This window comes from Bacteroides sp. 41_26, from assembly GCF_949740115.1.
Taxonomy (GTDB): domain Bacteria; phylum Bacteroidota; class Bacteroidia; order Bacteroidales; family Bacteroidaceae; genus Bacteroides; species Bacteroides nordii.
Genome location: NZ_CATJGZ010000063.1, coordinates 36206 through 58146, shown reverse-complemented (window position 1 = coordinate 58146; position 21941 = coordinate 36206). Strand labels below are relative to the sequence as shown.

9 protein-coding genes, 1 tRNA gene and 2 pseudogenes are annotated in these 21941 nt (G+C 42.7%); 3 read left to right on the top strand and 9 right to left on the bottom strand.

Features of this window, described 5'->3' with window-relative positions; genetic code table 11:
- Positions 1-44: 44 nt before the first annotated feature.
- Positions 45-3644 (top strand): ATP-binding protein, encoded by a 3600-nt coding sequence (locus QX565_RS07865; protein WP_289292322.1) that lies wholly within the window; start codon positions 45-47, stop codon positions 3642-3644.
- A gap of 448 nt (positions 3645-4092) precedes the next feature.
- On the opposite strand, the gene QX565_RS07860 is transcribed toward QX565_RS07865, so the two are convergent.
- From QX565_RS07860 to QX565_RS07820, 9 genes and pseudogenes are all read right to left on the bottom strand, one after another.
- On the bottom strand, positions 4093-5451 hold the full coding sequence (locus tag QX565_RS07860; protein ID WP_289292321.1) for a glucoamylase family protein: 1359 nt from the start codon (positions 5449-5451) through the stop codon (positions 4093-4095).
- A 160-nt stretch (positions 5452-5611) separates the two neighbouring features.
- Positions 5612-7975 (bottom strand): annotated as a pseudogene (locus QX565_RS07855) (glycoside hydrolase family 3 N-terminal domain-containing protein); the annotation flags it as partial.
- Between the two features lie 405 nt (positions 7976-8380).
- Positions 8381-9913 (bottom strand): RagB/SusD family nutrient uptake outer membrane protein, encoded by a 1533-nt coding sequence (locus QX565_RS07850; RefSeq protein ID WP_289292332.1) that lies wholly within the window; start codon positions 9911-9913, stop codon positions 8381-8383.
- Between the two features lie 257 nt (positions 9914-10170).
- Positions 10171-13224 (bottom strand): SusC/RagA family TonB-linked outer membrane protein, encoded by a 3054-nt coding sequence (locus QX565_RS07845; RefSeq protein ID WP_221651216.1) that lies wholly within the window; start codon positions 13222-13224, stop codon positions 10171-10173.
- Between the two features lie 461 nt (positions 13225-13685).
- Positions 13686-14570, bottom strand: a pseudogene (locus QX565_RS07840) (carbohydrate kinase family protein); the annotation flags it as partial.
- Positions 14571-14632: 62 nt separating this feature from the next.
- A tRNA-Leu gene (locus QX565_RS07835) sits at positions 14633-14714 on the bottom strand.
- A gap of 83 nt (positions 14715-14797) precedes the next feature.
- Positions 14798-15802 (bottom strand): S41 family peptidase, encoded by a 1005-nt coding sequence (locus QX565_RS07830; RefSeq protein WP_289292317.1) that lies wholly within the window; start codon positions 15800-15802, stop codon positions 14798-14800.
- Positions 15803-15880: 78 nt separating this feature from the next.
- On the bottom strand, positions 15881-16744 hold the full coding sequence (locus QX565_RS07825; RefSeq protein WP_289292315.1) for a DUF3316 domain-containing protein: 864 nt from the start codon (positions 16742-16744) through the stop codon (positions 15881-15883).
- Positions 16745-16860: 116 nt separating this feature from the next.
- Entirely contained in the window at positions 16861-19512 is a 2652-nt protein-coding gene (locus QX565_RS07820; protein ID WP_221651220.1) for a DNA gyrase/topoisomerase IV subunit A, read from the bottom strand.
- Between the two features lie 183 nt (positions 19513-19695).
- Here QX565_RS07820 and QX565_RS07815 point away from each other — a divergent pair, with 183 nt between their 5' ends.
- Together QX565_RS07815 and bamJ are read left to right on the top strand one after the other, a co-directional pair.
- On the top strand, positions 19696-21237 hold the full coding sequence (locus QX565_RS07815) for a glycine--tRNA ligase (protein ID WP_002558859.1): 1542 nt from the start codon (positions 19696-19698) through the stop codon (positions 21235-21237).
- A gap of 11 nt (positions 21238-21248) precedes the next feature.
- A complete protein-coding gene (bamJ, locus tag QX565_RS07810; RefSeq protein ID WP_289292311.1) occupies positions 21249-21887 on the top strand; it encodes a BamJ family beta-barrel-assembly machinery protein in 639 nt (212 codons plus the stop codon).
- The last annotated feature ends 54 nt before the right edge of the window (positions 21888-21941 follow it).

Below are 21941 nucleotides of genomic sequence, written 5' to 3'. Positions count from 1 at the left end.
AACTTAGTGTTTAATAATATATTATTAATGTAATTTTTTAACTTATGAGAAAAAAGTTTGTAACTGTGGCGCTCTTAGGAACGCTGATTTTTACATCTACGAATTTCGTTGGATGCAAGGATTACGACGATGACATCAACAAGCTGCAAGAACAGGTTGATGCTCTGAAGTCTATTTCTATTTCAGATTTAGCATCTCAATTGCAATCACTGAAGGATGCCAATGGCAATCTGAGTGTCGCAAATGCTAAGATGGAAGCTGCTATTGCTGAGATTAAGACCAACATTGAAGCATTGAAAGAAGCAGATAAGACTCTCACCAGTCTGGTGAACGGGAAGGTGGATCAGTCTACTTATCAGGCAGCCATTAAAGAGTTGAATGAGAAATGTACTGATTTGGCTAATAAAGTAGCTGCTTTGGCTTCTTTAGAAACTGCCGTTAATGATTTGAAAGCAAACAAGGTTGACAAGTCAGTGATCGACGAGTTGAAAAAGACGATAGAGAAATTGCAGAGCCAAGACTCGGATTTTGCTACCAGAATCAGTAAACTGGAAAATACGGTTGAGAGTCTGAATACTGTGTTGGCAGGTAAGGCTGACCAAACTACAGTTGCTGCATTGTCAACAGCTATCGACGAGTTAAAGAAAAGTGTTGCTGGGGTTGATACAAAAATAGCAGCTGCACTTGATCCGATTCAGAAAAGCATAACTAAATTGCAGGAAGATCTTGCAAAGAAAGCTGATGCAGCTACCGTAGCCGCTGATATCGAGAAGGTGAAGTCGGAAATGACAGCTGTTACCGATGCTCTTAAAACAGAAACTGCTGCTAATCTGGCTGCTGTGAAAGCTGAATTGGTTGGTAGAATTACTGCTTTGGAAACAGCTAAAGGACAGATGGATGTTCAGATCGGTAAACTGGAAACAGATATTACTGCATTGAAAGAGCGTATTACTAAACTGGAAAATCAACCGGCTACAGATCTTAATGCTGTAAAGGCTGATATTGCAGCTAATAAAACAGCAATTGATGGTGCTTTGAGTACAATCGGTAGTATTCAGGGGACGATTACCGGCATTGAGGATAGACTTGATGGGCTTGGAACAGAAGTAGGAGCTGTAAAGAAATACATTGATGAGGCCAATTCTACATTGAATACTGCTATTACTACAAAAATTGCTACTGATATAGCAGCTGCTGTAAGTAGTCTGCAGAGCGAATATGCACAGGCAGATGCTGAACTTGCCGGACGTATTGAAACATTGGAAGGGCTTGATGTATTTGATAAATCTGACTACGACGAATTAAAGCAAAACTTTTCTTCTTTGAAGGAAACTGTAGGTAATGAAGAGTCCGGTTTGATTAAGCAATTGAATGATCTTGAGGTTACAGTTAGTAATTTGATTACGGATGCTCTTGCAAAGACGGGCCCTGGTACTATTGATCAGGCTATTGCTAATAAGATTCAGGCAACTCTGGAGAACAGTGCCGTTATCAAAGCTGCTATTGAGGCTGCAATTTCTGATGTAACAGGCAAGGTTGATAAGATAGACCAGGAGTTGAATTCTGTATTGGAACGTATCCAAAGTATTGTATTTGTTCCTCAGTATAAAGATGCAAACGGTACTACCATTGTTCCTGCCTATACTATTAATGGCGTAAATGGTACAGTAGAAATGACATTCCGTATTGCTCCTGCTGAAAAAGTGGCGGATCTTGTTAAATTAGCACTTGCTAAACCTGAGATCTTCTCATTCTATCAGGAAGATGCATTGGAAACAAGAGCTACAAGTGAAAGCTCATTGAAAATTGTTGCTGGTGGTGTTAAAGTCGGAACCAATGCAGGTACAATTGTAATTAAGGCTAAAGTGAGTGATGCTTTAGTTGATAATCTTTATCCGGTTGCTTTGAAACTTGCTACATCTAAGGAATATGGTACGGAAGAAGAACCGAACAGTAGACCTGTAAATGACGTTACAACTGATTACTTTAATCTTCGTGTTAAGGGTATCACTAACGGAACTTATGCTCTTTCTCCTTCAACAAAAGAGATAGCATATACAGATGTTGAAGAGAAACCTGTTAGTCTGTTTAAAGTAAACTATACGGATGGAAGCAGACCGTTGACGCTGGCTGAATGTGGATTTACTCAGAATCTGGAAGTATACTCTATCTATTGTACAGCAGAAAGCAGATGGGTGGTGTTGGCTTCTACAGCTTCAGCTGACGTGAACGCAATTAAGGCTGAATTAACGGCTAAAGGATTTGAAGTAACAAAAGCTGCTGTTAAATTGAAATCAGTGAACATTAATAATGTAGGTAATGAACTCAAGGTTAAACTGGTGGATAACAACGTATTTGGAGTTAATACACAAAGTGTACCTAATAAGCAATTCGAGGTAACTTATACTGTGACCAATAATACAGAAGGTGCTACTATTGCTTATGGATCAATTGCTAAAAAGGATCTTCAAACAGGGTCTTCTAATGCATTTACTGAGAAAAACGGTGCATTTATGTGGTCTGATAATGCTTCTAACGCGGCGCAAACCTTTATCATCAAGGCTAATAAAGCTAATAACTTTACAGATCAACTTATAGCCGGTGCTACTGCACAAGAGATTTTAGATGCTATCAAGAATCTGGCTTCTGCTAAGATTGAACATAAAGTGGGTAATGCTCTTGCAACTGCTGCTCAACCTACATTTAACTTCGATGTTGATGCTGATAAGATAACAGTTACTTTGCCTGCCAATGCAGAGCGTAAGACTTATGCTATGAGTACGATTTACCATACTGATCTTTATGGTGATATTACACTGACTGCTACTTTGAACCTGTCTTATCCTACAGCAGCTGACTTGTTGAAACATCAGGAAGTACGTTGGACGGATGCCAAGACTTATTTCTTGGAATATGATAAACCGGCCGGTGATGCTGCATATCTTATCAATAATGAATTGAGCATTGGTTACTTCTATTATTCAAATGATGTAGACTATATCTATGAGTTAGTTCCGACTAAAGATTTGAATGGCGACCGTACCATTGATGCAAAAGACATTCCTACAGGTGTGACATTGGATGCTGACGGCAATATTGAATTTACTGAATACGTTGATTTGTCAGAATTCAAAGTTAAACTTTCTGCGAAAATTGCATCGAATGTAGCTGCATCCGAAGAATTCAGTATCAAGATGTATTATCCGTTGAGCGAGCAGATTTCTTCAAAGGATCTGACATATAAGAAGGCTGATATTCTTCTTGGCAATACGCTGGATGTTGCTACTGCTCTTAACTTGAAGGATCGATTTGGAACAGATGTTATCACAAAAGGTGCGATTGTAACTTACGGTAAGACTGTATATACTATGGTAACAGGAACTAAACCTGCTTCAGAAACAGGACAAGTAACTTTCCCTGAAACAGACCGCGTTCGTTACATCGTTAAGGATGGTAAAGTAGGTACTACGGATCAGACATTGTCTGCTAAGGAATATTTCAATATTGCTGGTGGTAAATTCTCATTGAAGAAAAACATCAATCTGACTAAGCCTGTAACTGTAGAAGTTGAAGCAGCTGTTGATTATGTTTATGGTACTCAGAAGAGTGCGAAGTTCACTATTACTATTGAACCAACCGAGTAATTCATTTTAATAAATGGAGAGGTCATTTTTAGTTGAAAGAAGATGGCCTCCTCCTTTGGATATATTGTTTGTTTCTGAAATTACTTCTTGCGACAAGCCGTAATTTCCACAATCAGGCTACTATATTTCATCTCTACCAGATGGCCTGATTGTATTTAGGCAAAAGGGTACTTCCTGTTCATCCCGGAAGTACCCTTTTATATTCATACCTGAATAGAAATGAGCGAAACTTACCACAGAGTATCACAGAGTACTATTTCTCTGATAAAACGCGGATTAACACAGATTAAAAGACTGTATTTCTTTATCTTAGATTTGTTTCCCTTTGCGAAAGTCTGCGTTCATCTGCGTTTCAATAAAGATTTAAACTCTGTGGAACTCCGTGTTACTCTGTAGTGAAATACATTCAAAACTGATGAACGAAGTAACGGCTATACCTTTTCTTTTTTTAAGCCGGCTTGTTGAATCCTAACTTTTTCAATCCTGCCTGAACATCCGGATGACTCATGAAAAGTTTCCATAATAATCCGGTCCGGTAGTTTTCAATCATTACTGCTATTGGTCCTTGATCTATAGCAAGATAGCGCTGCGGGTACCAGTTATCGGTTTCGCTGAATGCATCATAAAAACCGTAAGGGCCAAACACTTTGTCTCCCATGTTATAGAGATGTTGCATTACCTGCAAAGAATACTCCGGTGTATATACAATGGATGACAGGGCGGCAGTAGGAGAGATGACTCCTAAATCTTCCCGTTCATTGGGGGAGTGGGCGGCATAACCATTTACCGAATAACTGGCGGTCAGTCCCCAGCAGTCCGGACCAAATCCTTTGTAATGCTTTGGATTGCGGATGCAGTAAGCGCGGTTGACAAGCGTAAGGTTACGCATTTCATTGAAATAACTTGGGCAGTACTCGTCTTTCAGTCCTACGGGATCAAGCCCCAGGAAGGAATATTGCGCCCAGAAGAGCGGTCCGGCTTCGGTTCCCTGATAGCGCAGATGAAGGTCAATGCCTTCTACTTTGTGCGGAGATACAATGGCTCCGTTCTGTGCCCATCCTTCGTGATATACAGCGGCAGGAACACCGTGAGTGGGTGATGCTGCGGCAAGTATGTACATTATGAGGCATTCGTTATAGCCATGAACGGGGAAGTCCATGTCCCAACCGTATTCCGGACTCCAGTGCCAATAGAGCACGTTCTGTCCTCCTTTACGGTACCAGTTCCAGTCTACCTCCCGCCAGAGTTTATCAATTCTTTGTGCCAACACTTTTTCCTGCGGAGTTCCGTCTATATAATACTGATGTACTGCAAGTAGCCCTTGCATGAGGAATGCTGTTTCTACCAGATCCCCGCCATTATCTTTTTGTCCGAAGGGTTTCACCTTTCCTGTTTCACCCTGCCACCAGTGCGGATAGGCACCTTTGAAGCGGTCAGCACGTTCAAGGAAGGAAACTATTTTCTCCATACGTGCCAATCCGTCTGTACGTGAAACGTAGCCACGGTCTATACCTGCCAGGATGGCCATGATACCAAAACCACTACCGCCGGAAGTAACAACGTCCGGTCCACCGGCGGGATACTTACCGTCCATGTGGATACGTTCGGGAGCAAGACCACTGTTGGGCTCGGCTCCCTCCCAGAAATAGAGAAAGGTACGTCGCTGAACTGTGTCCAGCAATGCGTCTGTAGTCAGACTGTCGGTGAGAGAAGCGTCTTTCTTATCACCTGATTTTTTATTGTTCTGACACGCCCCTGTTGCCAGTAAGAGGCAACAGAGGAGTGTATAAAAAGAGATATGTTTCATGTCTTTGTTAATTGAAAGTTGAAAGTTGAAAATTGAAAGTTGCTGTGCAGCGTGAAACCTTGTTTAGTTGACAGTTGACAGTTGACAGTTGCTGCGCTGTATACTGGCTGCGCAATCATGCTGCATAGCAACTGTCAATTGTCAACTGTCAACTGTCAATTAAACGAATGCTCGCCGTTTGTACATCTCTGCTATTAGGCCCTATCATTATACTGAAGTCTCCGGGTTCTACCACATATTGCAGGTCGTAGTTATAGAACTTCAGCATTTCGGGTGCTATCTTGAAAGTAACAGTGCGTGTCTGGCCGGGCTGGAGATAGATTCTTTCGAATCCTTTCAACTCTTTTACCGGGCGGGTCGTACTACCCACAAGATCACGGATGTAGAGCTGTACAACTTCTCCGCCGGGGAATGCTCCGGTATTGGTAACGTTTACAGAAGCTGTCAGAACTCCCTGCATATTCATACTGGTCTGGCTCAGACTGATATCACTGTATGCAAAGGTGGTATAAGAGAGTCCGAAACCAAATGGATAAAGCGGTTCGTTCGTTACATCAAGGTAATTGCTGCGGAATTTCTCGAACCATTTACCGTCGTGTAAGGGACGTCCTGTATTTTTGTGAGCATAGTACAAAGGTATTTGTCCTACATTTTGCGGAAAGCTCATGGTCAGTTTGCCACTGGGGTTAACGCGACCAAACAGCACATCACCAATTGCATAAGCAGCTTCACTTCCACCAAACCATACATTGAGGATGGCAGGTACGTTGGCTTGTTCCCAGTTCAGAATCAGTGGACGGCCTGTGAACAGTACTAATACGACCGGCTTACCGGTGGCGACCAATGCTTTCAATAACGTTTGTTGTACATCCGGCAGATCCAGATTGGTACGGCTACTGCTCTCGCCACTCATCTCAGAGGATTCTCCCAAAGCGGCCACAATAACATCTGCTTTGTTAGCCGTTGCTATTGCTTCTTTTAGCAGTTCGGCATCCGTACGGTTGTCACGGTTTAAAGAACGGCCAAACATGGTAGCGCGTTCTTCGTAAGCAGCATCACTGATCAGATTGCTACCCTTGGCATACAGTAGATTGATGTCAGCTCCGTTTTCCATCAGAGGAATATACCACGGTTCATTCGGCTGGTTGAGCGGCATTTCGTCCATCCGGCCTACCATTTCGCGGAGTCCTTCAATGAGTGATGGTGAACGGTCCAGTACGGCTGCTACACTCCATGTACCCGGCATATTCGTCCGGGTATCTGCCAACGGGCCGATAACGGCAATCGTTCCGGTTGCTTTCAGGGGGAGAGTCTGATTGTCATTTTTCAAGAGCACAAAGCTTTCTGAAGCAATGCGACGGGCGGCATCCCGGTGTGAGCGGGTGAATATGTCGCGTGCCGGACGTTTCGGATCACAATATTTATACGGATCATCAAATAATCCCAGTTTATATTTGGCTTCCAGAATACGACGACAGGCGGTATTTAGGGTCATCATAGAAACCTTCCCTTCCTGAATCGACTTTTTCAGTGTACTGACAAAACCGTCACTCACCATATCCATATCTACTCCGGCATTGATGGCACGGGCTGAAACGGTTTGGAGATCACCGATACCATGATCGATCATTTCGGAAATTCCGGTATAGTCAGTTACTACAAATCCACCGAATCCCCACTGACCGCGAAGAACATCTGTCATTAACCACTTATTGGCTGTGGCGGGTACTCCGTCTACTTCATTGAACGAAGCCATCACACTGCCTACTCCTGCTTCAATGGCAGCTTCAAAGGGAGGGAAGTATTCGTTATACATCCGTTGGCGGCTCATATCAACCGTATTGTAATCCCGTCCGCCTTCTCCTGCTCCATAAAGTGCAAAGTGCTTGACGCAAGCCATAATTTCATCATTACGTTTCAGCTGGCTTGACGGCTCTTTTCCCTGATACCCATTTACCATGGCCCGGGCAATGAGTGAACCGAGGAACGGGTCTTCGCCGGAACCTTCGGATACTCGTCCCCAACGCGGATCACGGCTGATATCTACCATAGGGCTGAAAGTCCATGAGATACCGTCTGCACTTGCTTCGACAGCAGCGATACGGGCCGATTCTTCAATGGCCTTCATATCCCACGTGCATGATAAGCCCAGTGGGATGGGGAAGATTGTTTCGTATCCATGAATGACATCCATGCCGAATAACAGAGGAATACCGAGTCGGGAATTCTCTACGGCAAGTTTCTGTACGTCGCGGATTTTTTCTACTCCTTTCAGGTTGAAGAGTCCGCCTACTTCACCCCGTTTTATTTTCCCGGCGATGTCGCTGCTCTTGGCCTGTCCGGTGGTGATATCACCGGTCACGGGAAGGTTGAGCTGGCCAATCTTTTCATCCACAGTCATCTTCTTCATCAATGCATCGATGAAACGATTCATGTCTTGTGGAGACTTTTGTGCCTGAACGCTGATTGTACCACTCAGGACAATTGCAAACAGAATACTTAGTTTCTTAATTACTTTACTCATATTTGTTTTTATTTATAATTGATTTGAACTGACAGGCTGATAATATCTTCTTTTATCCTATCCGGATATCACTGTATATGGCATAGCAGTGTTGATATTTATAACTGTTTTTAGCGTCGCCATATATGACATGCTGATGTACCCTTCAGTGACATCGTGATGTCACCACCCATGACATCGGGATGTCATTGAAGGTGACATCAGCATGTCACTAAAGCTACCTTATTTATGTATCTATATCCCTTTAAAGGTAGAACTTTTTATGGGCGTAAGTCTATGAATGATAGGAGATTATCATAGGTTGGGTTTATACCCTTCGGTGTGCTGATACAGCTTGCCTCTTTCTTCTCTATTCTCCCTCTATTTTAAGATTTCATGGACTTTACACTAAATTAATTGATGTCATTAATAGTCAGGATTTTGTACCAATACTCCTTTCGATTTATCTATTTCCGTTTGTGGTAACGGTAATAGTGCATTCTTGGGCTGATAATTCAGCTTTCCTGCTGCATGAAGCACATCAGAAGCAATGCCCCATCGTACGAGATCATAGAAACGGTCGAATTCCATTCCAAGCTCTACCCGTCGTTCGTGCCGGATGGCGTCACGAAGTACAGTCTGATCCATCGATTCTATCTTTGGAAGAATATTCGGATTATTGCCACGTGCCCGTGCCCGTACCATCTCAAGATCGGCATTGGCTTCTCCGGTCTTTCCCAACTCATTGGCAGCTTCGGCCGCCATTAGCACTACGTCTGCATAACGGATAAGCCGGATATTTACCCAAAAACCTTTATTGGTATATTCACGCCGCAAGGCCGGATCTGTATACGCTTTCTTGTTAAAGGCGCGTCCCATAGCCTGAGATACAGGCGATTCATTGTAAGGGGTATTTGTATTTTCAGGAGTGATCGGATCTGTCTCGTTCTTACGGAAGTAGAGGAGGGTTGCATCTCTACGTGGGTCTCCCGCTTCATAGGCATTATACAACTCTTCTGTTGCCATATTGAATCCCCAGCCAAGATCCCATTGACTTGCGCCACGCACTCCCTGTACTTCACAAAACTGGCTACCTATTACATCGCTGGCGGGCATTGCTGCTGTAGCTGTACATTGTAGTTCGAAAATAGAACCACTGTTATTCTCACCTTCGTCTGTAAATATCTTCTCGTAGGGAGTATTCAGATTATAAAGTCCGCTTGACATGACATCGTTGGCGGCTACATAAAGGCTGTCCCAATTATTGCGCATCATGAACGTACGTGCATGGAGTGAACGGGCGGCACCCCAGGTAAGACGACCTAAGTATTCTGTTGTCCACTGTTCCGGCAGTAGCTTTTCGGCTCCGGCAAGATCCTTATCTATTTGTTTGTAAAGATTCTCTGCGGTGGTTTTGGGCACATTTGCCTCCGAAGAATCATTCACTTTAAAAGTGATCAGAGGAACTTCACCGAAAGCACGTACCAGGTTAAAGTAGCAGTAGGCACGGAAGAACATCGCTTCTCCGCGATTACGGAGATCTTCTTCCGTCAGCTTGCCGCTCGCTTCACTCTCTTCAATAGAGGTAAGGATGTCATTGCACTGGAAGATGATTGCGTAATTCTGACTCCAGTATCCACCCAATAAACCATTGGTAGGTGTGTAGATGAAATCGTCGTACATTTCTGCAATGTCCGAACCATCACTGCTTATACTGCCTTTTTGGGCATCTTCACTTCGGAAACTATGGATGGCGAATGCCGGTGTCCCTGCAGTTATGTTAAAGTTACGCATCATGGTGTAAACATTGTAAATCTTGCCATTTACCAATGCGTTCGGATCGTCGTCTTCTGTAAATTGTCCTTGTGGACTACGATCTAAAAAGTCGTTACAACTTGTCAGTGTCATCGCCCCTAGGGCCAACGACAAGGATAAGAGGATATAGATATATCGTTTCATCATTATATGAATTATAGTTTATGAATTATAGCTTATGTAATCGTTCTAAATTATATGATGTTGTTATTGAAACGCAGAAACTCGCAGATTCACGCAAAGCATATCATCGCTCAAGTATAGCGCAGCCATTTAATCTGCGAAAATCTGCGATCATTTGCGTTTCAATAAAACACTGTCATAGTATGAACTAAATTTGAAATACTACTTATAAATTAATACCACCCGAATGGTACTTCCCCGTGCGGGAAGCACAGCACTTAGAATGTTAAGTTGATGCCGAAAGTGTAAACGGCGGGTACAGGATAACTACCGTTATCTACTCCGAAAGCAATGGCGGAACCGCCTAATTCCGGTGTATATCCGGTATTATGCTTCCATGTTTTCAGATTCTGAACATTGAAGTATACCTTCAGCGCCTGCATGCGTGCTTTGGCAATTAACGCTTTATCAAAAGTATACGCCAGTTGCAGGTTGCGGATACGGAAGAAACGTCCGCTTTCAACGTAGTATTCCGAGTTTTCACGGTTAATGGAATGCTTCGTATTCAGCAATGGCTGGCTGTTTGATGTGCCTTCTCCATGCCAACGGTCGAGTCGTTGGGCCATATAGTTGAATTGAGCAAAGGTATAGTTATCCCAGGTACGGTATATCTGATTGCCCCCTTGTCCCATCATTTCGACGCTGAGGTCCCAGTTCTTGTAAGATACTCCTAAAGAAATACCGTAGGTGACGTCCGGCGTCGGATCGCCAATCATGGTACGGTCTTCCGGGGTAATCTTGCCATCACCGTTCACATCCTTGAACTTCAAATCACCCGGAGTTACGGTGGCCAAGGTATTGGTAGGAGAGGAGGCTATATCTTCCGGTGACTGGTACACGCCATCTACCTTGTAACCGTAGAAGTAACCTATCGGATAACCGGCCATTGTATAACTTTGGCTCTTATCTCCGGCGATGATAGAATATCCTTCCTGTACCAGACTTTTTACTTTGTTGCTGATCGTAGTCAGGTTTGCACTTACTGAATATCCCCAATCCCCGATCTGATCACGCCAGGTTGCTGCCAGTTCTACACCACTGTTTCTGATTTCTCCCAGATTACCGATGCCCGGGATAGTACCGGAGATACCCGGAACTTCTGCAAGCAAATCTTTCGTATTCTTTTTATAGAATACTCCTTCCAGATGTAACCGGTTGCGGAGCATATTCGTTTCGAATCCCACTTCCCAGGCTTCCACCTTTTCCCAGCGGAGATTGGGGTTAGGCAAATATGCCAGTTGGTATCCCGGATAGATGATGGACGGTTTACCGAATATAGCCGAATATGCATTTTTCAGTAGCGGTTCGGCCGGATAGGCGGTACTCAGATTCTGATTACCCAATGTACCCCATGAACCCTTCAGTTTCAGCATGTCCAGCCAACTGATATCTTTCATAAACTCTTCTTCACTCATTAGCCAGCCTGCACCTACCGAGTAGAAATTTTGCCATTGGTTGCCTGTATATGAAAAGGCGGAGGAGCCATCCCGACGGAACGAACCGTTGAACAGGTATTTCCCTTTGTAATTGTAGATGACACGTGCCAGCATGGATACGGTTGTTCGTTCCCATTGCGTACTACCATTGGTGGCAGTGGCTGCATCTCCGATACTGACAAACCATTTGTCCGGATCGTTGGGGATAACGAGTCCCACTCCTTGTTTGCGGGCGCCATCCAGTCTGCTCAGTGAATTGTAATAGGTGGTAAAACCGGCAGTGGCTGTCAGATTATGTGCACCGTCAGCGAAACTATTGGTATACGTCAGTACGTAATCGCTCTGTACTTTTGTTTCGTTCTGTTTGAACTGGCTCACCTCTGTCTTTCCAGTTCCCAAAGTTGAAACATTACCCTGCACGGTAGGGTCATATACTTTGATAATTGGTGTGTAAGTTCGTCCGTTGTCCGAAGCATAATCCATAGAGAATGTGGCACGGGCTGTGAAATGTTTCAGGAAATCAATTTCACCATATATACTGCCCGAAGCACGGTAGTTTTCAGCTTTGGTAGTATTGGCTTTCAGATCTACATCCACCATCGGGTTGTTCATCTGTGCTTTCTGAAATTCCGGCAGGGCTGTGTAAAGGCCATACTCTGTATTGTATACAGGTGCAACCGGTGTGGTACGTATAGCGCCCAATACCTGTTTGGCATCGGCGGGTAAGATACGTGCGCCGTTCAGTTGGAAGCCAACCTTAAAAAAGTCTGTTAGCTTATACTCGTTACTTGCATTGATGGTTACTTTACTGAACTTCTCATGCTTGATGTTACCCTGTTCGTGGGAATAGCCTACACCCAGATAGAAGCTATGCTTCTCGGAAGCACCTGTAATGCTGATATTGTTATTGGTAATGAATCCGTTCTGGAAGATTTCGTCTTGCCAGTCTGTATTAGCGTTCCAGTTGCTGAAGTCAAAAAGAGCAGTCTCTTCATTGGTCAGCTGTTCATTGTATAATTCTTTAAACTGGTCGGCATTGGTCATTGCTATTTTGTCCACAACTGATTTCCAACCGAAAGAAGTATTGATATTTACTCTGGTTTGTCCTTCTTTTGCTTTTTTAGTGGTGATAATGATTACACCATTCGCACCACGTACACCGAATATGGCTAATGAAGAAGGGTCTTTCAATACCTCCATTGATTCAATATCTTCCGGATTAAGGAAGTTTATATTGTCGTTGAAGAGTCCGTCTACAATATACAAAGGTTTGTAGCCGTTGATAGAATTCGTTCCGCGGATACGTATTTCAGGATCATCACCGGCGCGTCCGTTATTGATAATCTGTACACCGGCAATCTTTCCTTGCAGAGAAGACAGTGGGTTGGTAGCAGGCTTGTTAGCAATTTCTTCACCTTTTATATTGGTGATAGAACCGGTAAGGTCGCGTTTTTTAGCACTACCGTATCCTATGACTACGGTCTCACCCAGCATCTGTGAGTCGTCTTTCATCACAACGTTGATTACCGTTTGCAGTCCCACAGGAATCGTCTGTTTCTGCATACCTACGTATGAAAATTCAAGTACATTATCCGGAGTGACAGAAATAGAATAATTTCCATCCAGGTCAGTGACCGTTCCGGTGGAAGTACCTTGTATCAGTACTGATGCCCCGATCAGGGGTTCATTCAGCGCGTCGGTTACTGTACCTGTCACTGTTCTTGTTTGGGAAAACAGAGATGACGAAGTCAGTAACAGACAGGCTATGGCAAGGATATTCCTTAGCCAGGAGGTTCTCTTCTCTTCAGGAAGATGTTGTAAAGGTCTAGGTCTCATTGCGTTAAATTTTACTATTTACATGAACTACTTTATTAGAATACTCTCTTGGGCCTTATTGTCACATTAAGTGGCGACGAAAATATTAAAGTGAACAAACAAGTAGTAAAAAAGATTAGGATAAGAGTGTTAATCGTGATTTTTAACAGTGGGAAAGAGGACGAAGATGGGGAAGGTGAGATGGCTTGAATCTGATCGGAATGAGCAAAACTCACCACAGAGTAACACAGAGTTCCACAGAGTAGTATTTCTCTGATTGAAACGCGGATTAACACAAATGAACGCAGATTAAAAGACTGTAGTTCTTTATCATATATTTGTTTCCCTTTGTGAAAATCTGCGTTAATCCGCGTTTCATCAAAGATTTAAACTCTGTGGAACTCTGTGTTACTCTGTGGTGAAATACACTCAAATCCGTTCGAATAGTAATCACCGCTTGGCGTACTTCCCTGTGCGGGAAGCACCTCTTTTGCATGCTTCATACATTGCAATATGTTTTCTTCATTTCCGCAGAATGGACCTGATTTTTCTATTTTCAGTGTAGACATTGCTGCGGCAAAGCGTCCGGCTTCTTCGATACTTGCTCCTGCAACCCGCTGGTACAGGTAGCCAATTGTATATGTATCGCCGCATCCGGTGGCATCTGTCACTACATTTGGCTTGTATGCCGGAATCTGATAAAAGGTTTTTCCGTCGAAGATAACCGAACCCATGCTACCAAATGTGAGCAGAACTTCTTTTACTCCCCATTCGTGGAGTCTGTGGGCAGCTTCTGTTACATTGTCATATCCGGTTAATACTTCCATTTCGTGTTCATTTACTTTCAGGAAATGTACGTATTTCAGTGCTTCCCTTTTATTGGCCCAATCCACCGGATAGACGTGTGTATCGCGTACCTCACGCAGGTATCCTTGAGAATCAATAGCAACCAGCCCTTTACCGGCAAGATGTTTGATGACATCTATCGAAAAATCATCAGCCAGCAAAGACCCCAGATGAAAAATATCCGCTTCGATGTTCTCAAGTTGTTGTACGGTGAATGGATCTGCTTTGGCGAGTACTCTTTGGGTACGTTCATCCTGATTTTCGCCATATATGTTTTCGAAGTAAACGGAATATTTGCTGGGAAGGGTGGTTACATCAATACCGGCATCACGCATTTTGTCTATAACGTTCAGCTCACTGTCTCCTACTGCAGTAACCAATTTATAATCAACATCGTTCAGATGCCGGATAGCATATGAACAGTAATAAGCAGTTCCTCCTGGCATGAATACCGTGGATTGAGGCGTTACTACCTTATCTAAAGTGATGTGTCCGATGCAACAAAGAGTATGTTTCTTCATTTTAATCTTTGGTTAAATGAAAAAGCCTTCAAGAGTAGTTCTTGAAGGCTTTTTAGTGTTTGTGCGGCTGAAGGGACTCGAACCCCCACGTCGCGAGACACCAGATCCTAAGTCTGGCGCGGCTACCAATTACGCCACAGCCGCAAAATCCGTGACTAATTTTTTCTTTAGCGGTGCAAAGATAGATATATTTTTTGTTTTGCCAAACGAAAGATGAATAAAAGTGTTTATTTTAGTAATTTCCGTGCTTCTTCTATAATCGTATCGAGTCCATTGACTTCATCTTTGTAGTTTATATCTACTTTTACATCCGGATCAATTCCCCACTCAATGTGGTTCATGTTTTTGTCAAAGTGCGGGCTGGCAGAAAAACGGATCGTCCAGCCATTAGGGAGTTCGGATGAAAAAGGCATGCCTGATCCTCCTCCGGTTTTATCACCTACGATTGTTACATTAGGAAGACATCTCATATGATTTACGAAATCGTTGGTAGCACTGTATGAATGCCGATTGGTGAGTACGGCTACTTTCTTTTGCCAGCGAATACCTTTGGCAGGTTCCAGATAGATAGCATATGGTTTTGAGAAGTCATTGTGTCCTGGACCTGTTTTATGACAGATATACCCTGTTAGTATTTTCTTTTCTGTAAATCTCGAAGCTATTTTTGCCGAGTTTGTTGCATTCCCTCCGGAATTTTGGCGGACATCAATAATGAGTCCTTTGCAGTTAGAAAGATAAGAGAAAACCCTGTCTAAATCATTATTATCAATACCTTCGGAAAATTTTTCATAATAGATATAACCTATTTTATCGTTCAGTATTTTATATTTGAAACCGGCTGTCTGTTGATAGTTTTGCCCCAGATAATAGTTGCTTTCTATCGTTGCTTCACTGAAATTGCGTGGTGAGTCAAGCCAGAAGTCAAAGTGTGTCTGATTGTCAGTAGAGGTTAAGTTGACATGTCCGTCCTGGAGTTCGTACAACATATCGCTGAGTATCTGAAAGAGATCCCGATCATCCATATCCTGATCAATAAATTTACGTTTTCTTTCTCCGATCTTTTTCCAGTCGATGCCTTTATAGTCCAGGAAACAATACCGTTCGTCAATGATTTTCCAGAGTTGTTCAAAGTTTCCTGCTGGGTCATTGGTGTACTCTTCTTCCCCGATGCAGGCGGTTAACCCACTCAGGCAACAGAATATAAGCACAACTTTAATCCACCAGTTTCTCATCTTTCCATTTACAATTTACAAATTACAATTGTCTACGCTATCACTCTGCATAGTACTTCTCCCCTTTCCATTCTCCCTTTAATACGCTCTTATTGAAGCCGGCAATGGTGTTCCGTTTTTGTTACGGATCAGATACAGGTCTTTTACGAATCCTACCATGAATACGTGTGAATATGTATGTGTCCGGATATCATTAACATCCGATTGCTGTAAATCTGCTATATAACTGAAGCGCATCTTTGCATAGCGAATCGGGAAGTCTATGGATAACATTTGTCTCATGGAGGGTTGGTTGTGTAGTGAAGTAAATTGTACTACTCCGCTGGAATTACCCAATGTGAATATTTCGTAATAAGATTGACCGTAGTGAGGTGAAAACATAACTCCTATTACCGGCACATTGACTTGATAGCGAAATGTGAGTGGATAATTTTTTATTTTAGCATGCCAGATTGCCATGCCGGAAGCGTCGAGATTGAGAAATGCCCGTGCTGATGCCGGGTTATTGGTATTGCGCAGATTGTATACAAACCCTCCGTTAATGTCTGCCAAAGCACCTGCCAGCAGTTTAAAGTTTTCTGTGATACGGAATTGGTAATGCAATCCATAATTCCAATTCACTAATCCGGCAAAGGTATTATTGTTATCTACCCGGTTATGTGTATATCCAATGTTTGCCTGAAAAAAGTTTTGTACGGATACTTTTCCATTAAGTAACTTAGTCATACGCATTGTTTCCCGTGAGATACGAAAGTCGATACCTTTATATTCCTGTGGCGACAGATAGGTGTCGAATATATTGGTATAACCTATTCCGTACATAGTGGCACGGGTCACATAGCGGTTGGCTTGCAACGAATCTACCTGAGCATACAGTCCATGGCAGAGAGCCAGCAGATAATATCCGGTTAGACCAATCTTTAACAGTATCTTCTTTTTCATTGACAAACCTTTATTTAGTTGAAAATTGAAAATGGAAAGTTGAAAATGGGAACCGGTTTTATGACAAGGTATAATGCAGTTGCCCTCATTTTCAACTTTCAACTTTCAATTTTCCATTATTCAAACAGCTTCATCTGTCCAGTCATCTCGTCCAGAATATCCCCTTCACTTTTGCCGTGATCCGGATCGAGAATCTCTTTTTCCTCCTCTGTCTCCTCTTCTTCTTTAGGGGCGGGAGGTTCAGGGAAGCGTGTCGGTTCCAGTTCGTTGATCGTTTCTACCGTATAAGTAGTGATACGTTTACCTTTTGCCTTAAAGCCTTTGACAGCTATAAATTCATCGGCATCTATCACCATCGGATCTCGGAAACTGTCATGACCGCTAAAGATGACTTCCAGACGTGGATAATATTCATCAGTCAACAGAATCAGTTGATTCGCTTTATTTTCTCCCAGATAATTTTGTTTGCGGGAGGCACTTTCAAAGCAGAAACGTTTCAGATATGGATAGTTCTGCTGATCAGCGTCGTATAATACGGCTGTCCAAACTTTGTTGGAATCAAACTTCTCAACGATACTTACATTGTTTTCGTAATGGTTGCTCACATCGAAGTTTGTTGTATAGAACTCGCCTGTATTGAGAACTACCAGGATAGAGTCGTCGCTCTGGAACTCTCCCAGATATTCACCTCGTCCGTCATAGTTGAGGCGTAGTACATCCCGGTCGAACCAGACTTTACGTCCCCCAAGCGTAGAACCTCCGCGTTGCTTTAAGGCTATCTTGTGTACCGGCAGACGAGTCAGAATAACTCCCTGTGCCTGGCGACTCTTAATACCAATCTCGCTGAAATCCCGTTCGAAGATGATGCGACGTACGCGTGGGTTCGGTTTCAACGTCACTTTTATGATCTCGGCTTCTCCGTTCGGGTTTGCGCTGAAATAAGTGATCCGTGATTCGGGAGTACCTTGTGTTACGTCATATTCGCGATCCCGTACGATGGAGGTTACGGCAAAACGTTTTATATAGGTTGTTCCCTCTTTTCCGTCGCGGTAAGTTACATTATAGATCGTTCGTTTATCATTCTTCTTGAATACATTGACATACAGTATGTTTTTACCTACGAACTTTTTGTCGGCTACAGGAGTGATCATATATTTACCATCTCTGTAGAAGATGATTACGTCGTCTATATCCGAACAGCAGGCTACGAATTCATCCTTCTTTAGTGCTGTGCCGATAAATCCTTCTTCTCGGTTGATGTATAGCTTTTCGTTAGCTTCCACCACTTTGGTTGCTTCGATGGTATCAAAGTTACGTAGTTCTGTACGGCGAGGGAAATTCTTACCATATTTTTCTTTCAACATCTGGTACCAGCTAATAGTGTATTCCACGATATTGGCCAGATGATTGTCTATTTCGGCAATCTCCGATTTCATCTTAGCAATATTTTCCTCTGCTTTGTCTGAGTTGAACTTTAGGATACGTCCCATTTTGATTTCCATCAGTTTCAGGATGTCTTCCTTGGTTACTTCCCGTACGAATTGCGGATAGAAAGGAGTTAATCGGTTATCAATATGTTCGCACGCAGCATCCATATCTTTGGATTGTTCAAACTCTTTATCCTTATAAATACGTTCTTCAATAAATATCTTTTCGAGTGAAGCAAAGTGGAGGCTTTCCTGTAACTCACCTTTGTGTATTTCAAGCTCCTGACGAAGAAGGTCGAGTGTATTGTCCGCCGACTTTCTTAGTACATCACTGATAGCCAGAAAGTGTGGTTTATTATCATCGATTACACAGCAGTTGGGTGATATGCTTACTTCACAATCGGTAAAAGCATACAACGCATCAATGGTTTTGTCCGATGAAGTTCCTGCTGCCAGGTGTACCAATATCTCTACGTTGGCAGAGGTGTTATCATCTACTTTGCGTACTTTGATTTTCCCTTTATCTACGGCTTTCAGAATGGAATCGATTACTGTTGTAGTGGTTCTTCCATAAGGAATTTCCGTAATCGCTAATGTTTTGTTATCAATCTTATTGATTTTGGCACGTATCTTCACAGAACCACCCCGTTCGCCGTCATTATACTTGGATACGTCTATAGAGCCTCCTGTTTGAAAGTCCGGGTAGAGTTTAAAGCTTTCTCCATGCAGATAACTGATAGATGCGTCACACAATTCATTGAAGTTGTGTGGCAATATTTTAGAAGAAAGTCCTACTGCGATACCTTCTACTCCCTGTGCCAATAGTAGCGGAAATTTAACAGGTAAAGTAATAGGTTCTTTGTTTCGTCCGTCGTAAGACAACTTCCATTCCGTTGTTTTTGGGTTGAATACTACGTCGAGTGCGAATTTAGAGAGACGGGCTTCGATATAACGTGGAGCAGCTGCACCATCACCGGTGAGAATGTTACCCCAGTTACCCTGACAATCCACTAGCAAATCTTTTTGCCCCAGCTGTACCAGTGCATCTCCGATAGAAGCATCTCCGTGTGGGTGAAACTGCATGGTATGTCCCACGATGTTTGCCACTTTGTTGTAACGTCCGTCATCCAGTCTCCTCATGGAGTGTAGTATACGGCGTTGTACAGGCTTCAGTCCATCATTGATATGGGGGACGGCACGTTCCAGAATAACATACGAAGCATAGTCCAGAAACCAGTTCTGGTACATACCTGTGAGTTGATGTTTTACGCTTTCGTTGTGGGAGTCCGCCGGCTTATAGTCTGAATGTTCTTCCGTTATCTCGTTGATTTCGTCACTCATATGGTTAATATTCCTCTTGTTTTAACAACAAATTATCTTTTTTACATCATTATAGAACGATGTGCACGCAAAAATACGAATTTTCTCCAAAAAAATCATTTACTTTGCGAATTATTTCCGAGTGTGATTTACAGGCAGATATCGGAATCGTAAATTGTAAATGATTAAATTGTAAATAAAACAATGGCACAAGAAGACGTTTTTAAGAAATTGGTATCACATTGCAAAGAGTATGGTTTTGTATTTCCTTCAAGTGATATTTACGACGGACTGGGAGCTGTATACGACTACGGCCAGATGGGAGTTGAACTCAAAAATAATATTAAGAAATACTGGTGGGACAGCATGGTATTGCTGCACGAGAATATTGTCGGCATTGACTCTGCAATCTTTATGCACCCCACTATCTGGAAGGCTTCCGGACACGTTGATGCATTCAATGACCCGTTGATTGATAACAAAGATTCTAAAAAACGCTATCGTGCAGACGTACTTATCGAAGACCAATTGGCTAAGTACGACGATAAAATGAATAAAGAAGTAGCTAAGGCTGCTAAAAAGTTTGGTGATGCTTTTGATGAGGCACAGTTCCGCAGTACAAATGGCCGTGTCCTTGAACATCAGGCTAAGCGTGATGCGCTTCATACCCGTTTTGCAAAAGCATTAAACGATGGTAATCTTGACGAACTCCGTCAGATAATTATTGACGAAGAAATCGTTTGTCCTATTTCCGGTACTAAGAACTGGACAGAAGTCCGTCAGTTCAACCTGATGTTCTCTACTGATATGGGATCTACTTCGGAAGGTGCAATGAAAATATACCTTCGTCCGGAAACAGCACAAGGTATTTTCGTGAACTACCTCAATGTACAGAAAACCGGTCGTATGAAAATACCTTTTGGTATTGCACAGATTGGTAAAGCTTTCCGTAATGAGATCGTAGCCCGTCAGTTCATTTTCCGCATGCGCGAATTCGAACAGATGGAGATGCAGTTCTTTGTAAAGCCGGGTACTGAACTGGAGTGGTTCCCAAAATGGAAAGAAATGCGTTTGAAATGGCATAAAGCACTTGGTTTCGGCGATGATCATTATCGTTTCCACGACCATGATAAGCTGGCTCACTACGCTAATGCCGCTACAGATATCGAATTCCTTATGCCGTTTGGTTTCAAAGAAGTAGAAGGTATACATTCACGTACTAATTTCGACCTTAGCCAGCATGAGAAATTCTCCGGAAAGAGTATCAAATACTTCGATCCTGAGCTAAATGAGTCATACACTCCGTACGTTATCGAAACTTCTATCGGTGTGGATCGTATGTTCCTCAGTATCATGAGTGCTGCTTATTGCGAAGAACAACTCGAAAATGGTGAAAGCCGCGTGGTATTGAAACTTCCTGCAGCTCTTGCTCCGGTGAAGTTGGCCGTAATGCCTTTGATAAAGAAAGACGGACTGCCCGAAAAGGCCCGCGAGATTATTGATAGTCTTAAGTTCCACTTCCATTGTCAGTATGACGAGAAAGACAGTATCGGAAAACGTTATCGTCGTCAGGATGCCATTGGTACTCCATATTGTGTAACGGTTGACCATCAAACGCTGGAAGATAACTGTGTGACTTTGCGTAATCGCGATACCATGCAGCAGGAACGTGTAGCGATCTCTGAACTGAACAATATCATTGCTGACAGAGTAAGCATCACTTCGCTTTTGAAAACTTTACAATAAATCCTTGACGAATGAATAAGAAAATCTATTTATTACCAATCCTATTGCTGGCACTTGTCTTTACTTCTTGTGAAGAAACGAAAGAGGTGAGCAGATATGATAATTGGCAGGCACGAAATGAGGCGTTTATCGACTCTTTGTATAATGTTTATACTACGGAGGCCGATCATGGTGGATTGGATAGCATTCATCTTATGTCTGCTCCGGGTGCCTGTATCTTTTATAAGGAGCTGAAACCGATAACGAATGATCCAAAGTTAAATCCGAATCCGACAAATCTGGATGAGGTTATCGAAGGATATGTTTCTCAAGATATGCAACCTTTTTATACAGATAGTGTATATATGTATTATAAAGGTACTTTAATTATTGGAGACCGGTTTGATGGATTCAAAGGTGCTAACCCTACAGCCTTTGACTCTCCGAAGAAATTCAAAGTAACAGGTGTAATTACTGGTTGGACTGAGATGCTTCAGCGTATGAAAGTAGGAGAGCGAAGGTTAGTTTACATACCTTGGAACTATGGTTATGGTTCCAGTGGTAGTGGTAGCATTTTAGGGTATTCCACATTGATTTTTGATATGCAGTTGTATAGTATCGAAAATCGTAGTTCGAATTCGCTGTCGACCTTGGCTGTAGAAGAAAAATAGACATTTCTGTATATATTAATAGAAAGAACAGCTTGTTTCTCACCGTAAGTGGAG

Coding starts and splice junctions, on each gene's coding strand:
- QX565_RS07830 (WP_289292317.1), bottom strand. CDS start 15,802: ATGAGAAACTGGTGGATTAAAGTTGTGCTTATATTCTGTTGCCTGAGT.
- QX565_RS07820 (WP_221651220.1), bottom strand. CDS start 19,512: ATGAGTGACGAAATCAACGAGATAACGGAAGAACATTCAGACTATAAG.
- QX565_RS07865 (WP_289292322.1), top strand. CDS start 45: ATGAGAAAAAAGTTTGTAACTGTGGCGCTCTTAGGAACGCTGATTTTT.
- QX565_RS07850 (WP_289292332.1), bottom strand. CDS start 9,913: ATGAAACGATATATCTATATCCTCTTATCCTTGTCGTTGGCCCTAGGG.
- QX565_RS07825 (WP_289292315.1), bottom strand. CDS start 16,744: ATGAAAAAGAAGATACTGTTAAAGATTGGTCTAACCGGATATTATCTG.
- QX565_RS07860 (WP_289292321.1), bottom strand. CDS start 5,451: ATGAAACATATCTCTTTTTATACACTCCTCTGTTGCCTCTTACTGGCA.
- bamJ (WP_289292311.1), top strand. CDS start 21,249: ATGAATAAGAAAATCTATTTATTACCAATCCTATTGCTGGCACTTGTC.
- QX565_RS07815 (WP_002558859.1), top strand. CDS start 19,696: ATGGCACAAGAAGACGTTTTTAAGAAATTGGTATCACATTGCAAAGAG.
- QX565_RS07845 (WP_221651216.1), bottom strand. CDS start 13,224: ATGAGACCTAGACCTTTACAACATCTTCCTGAAGAGAAGAGAACCTCC.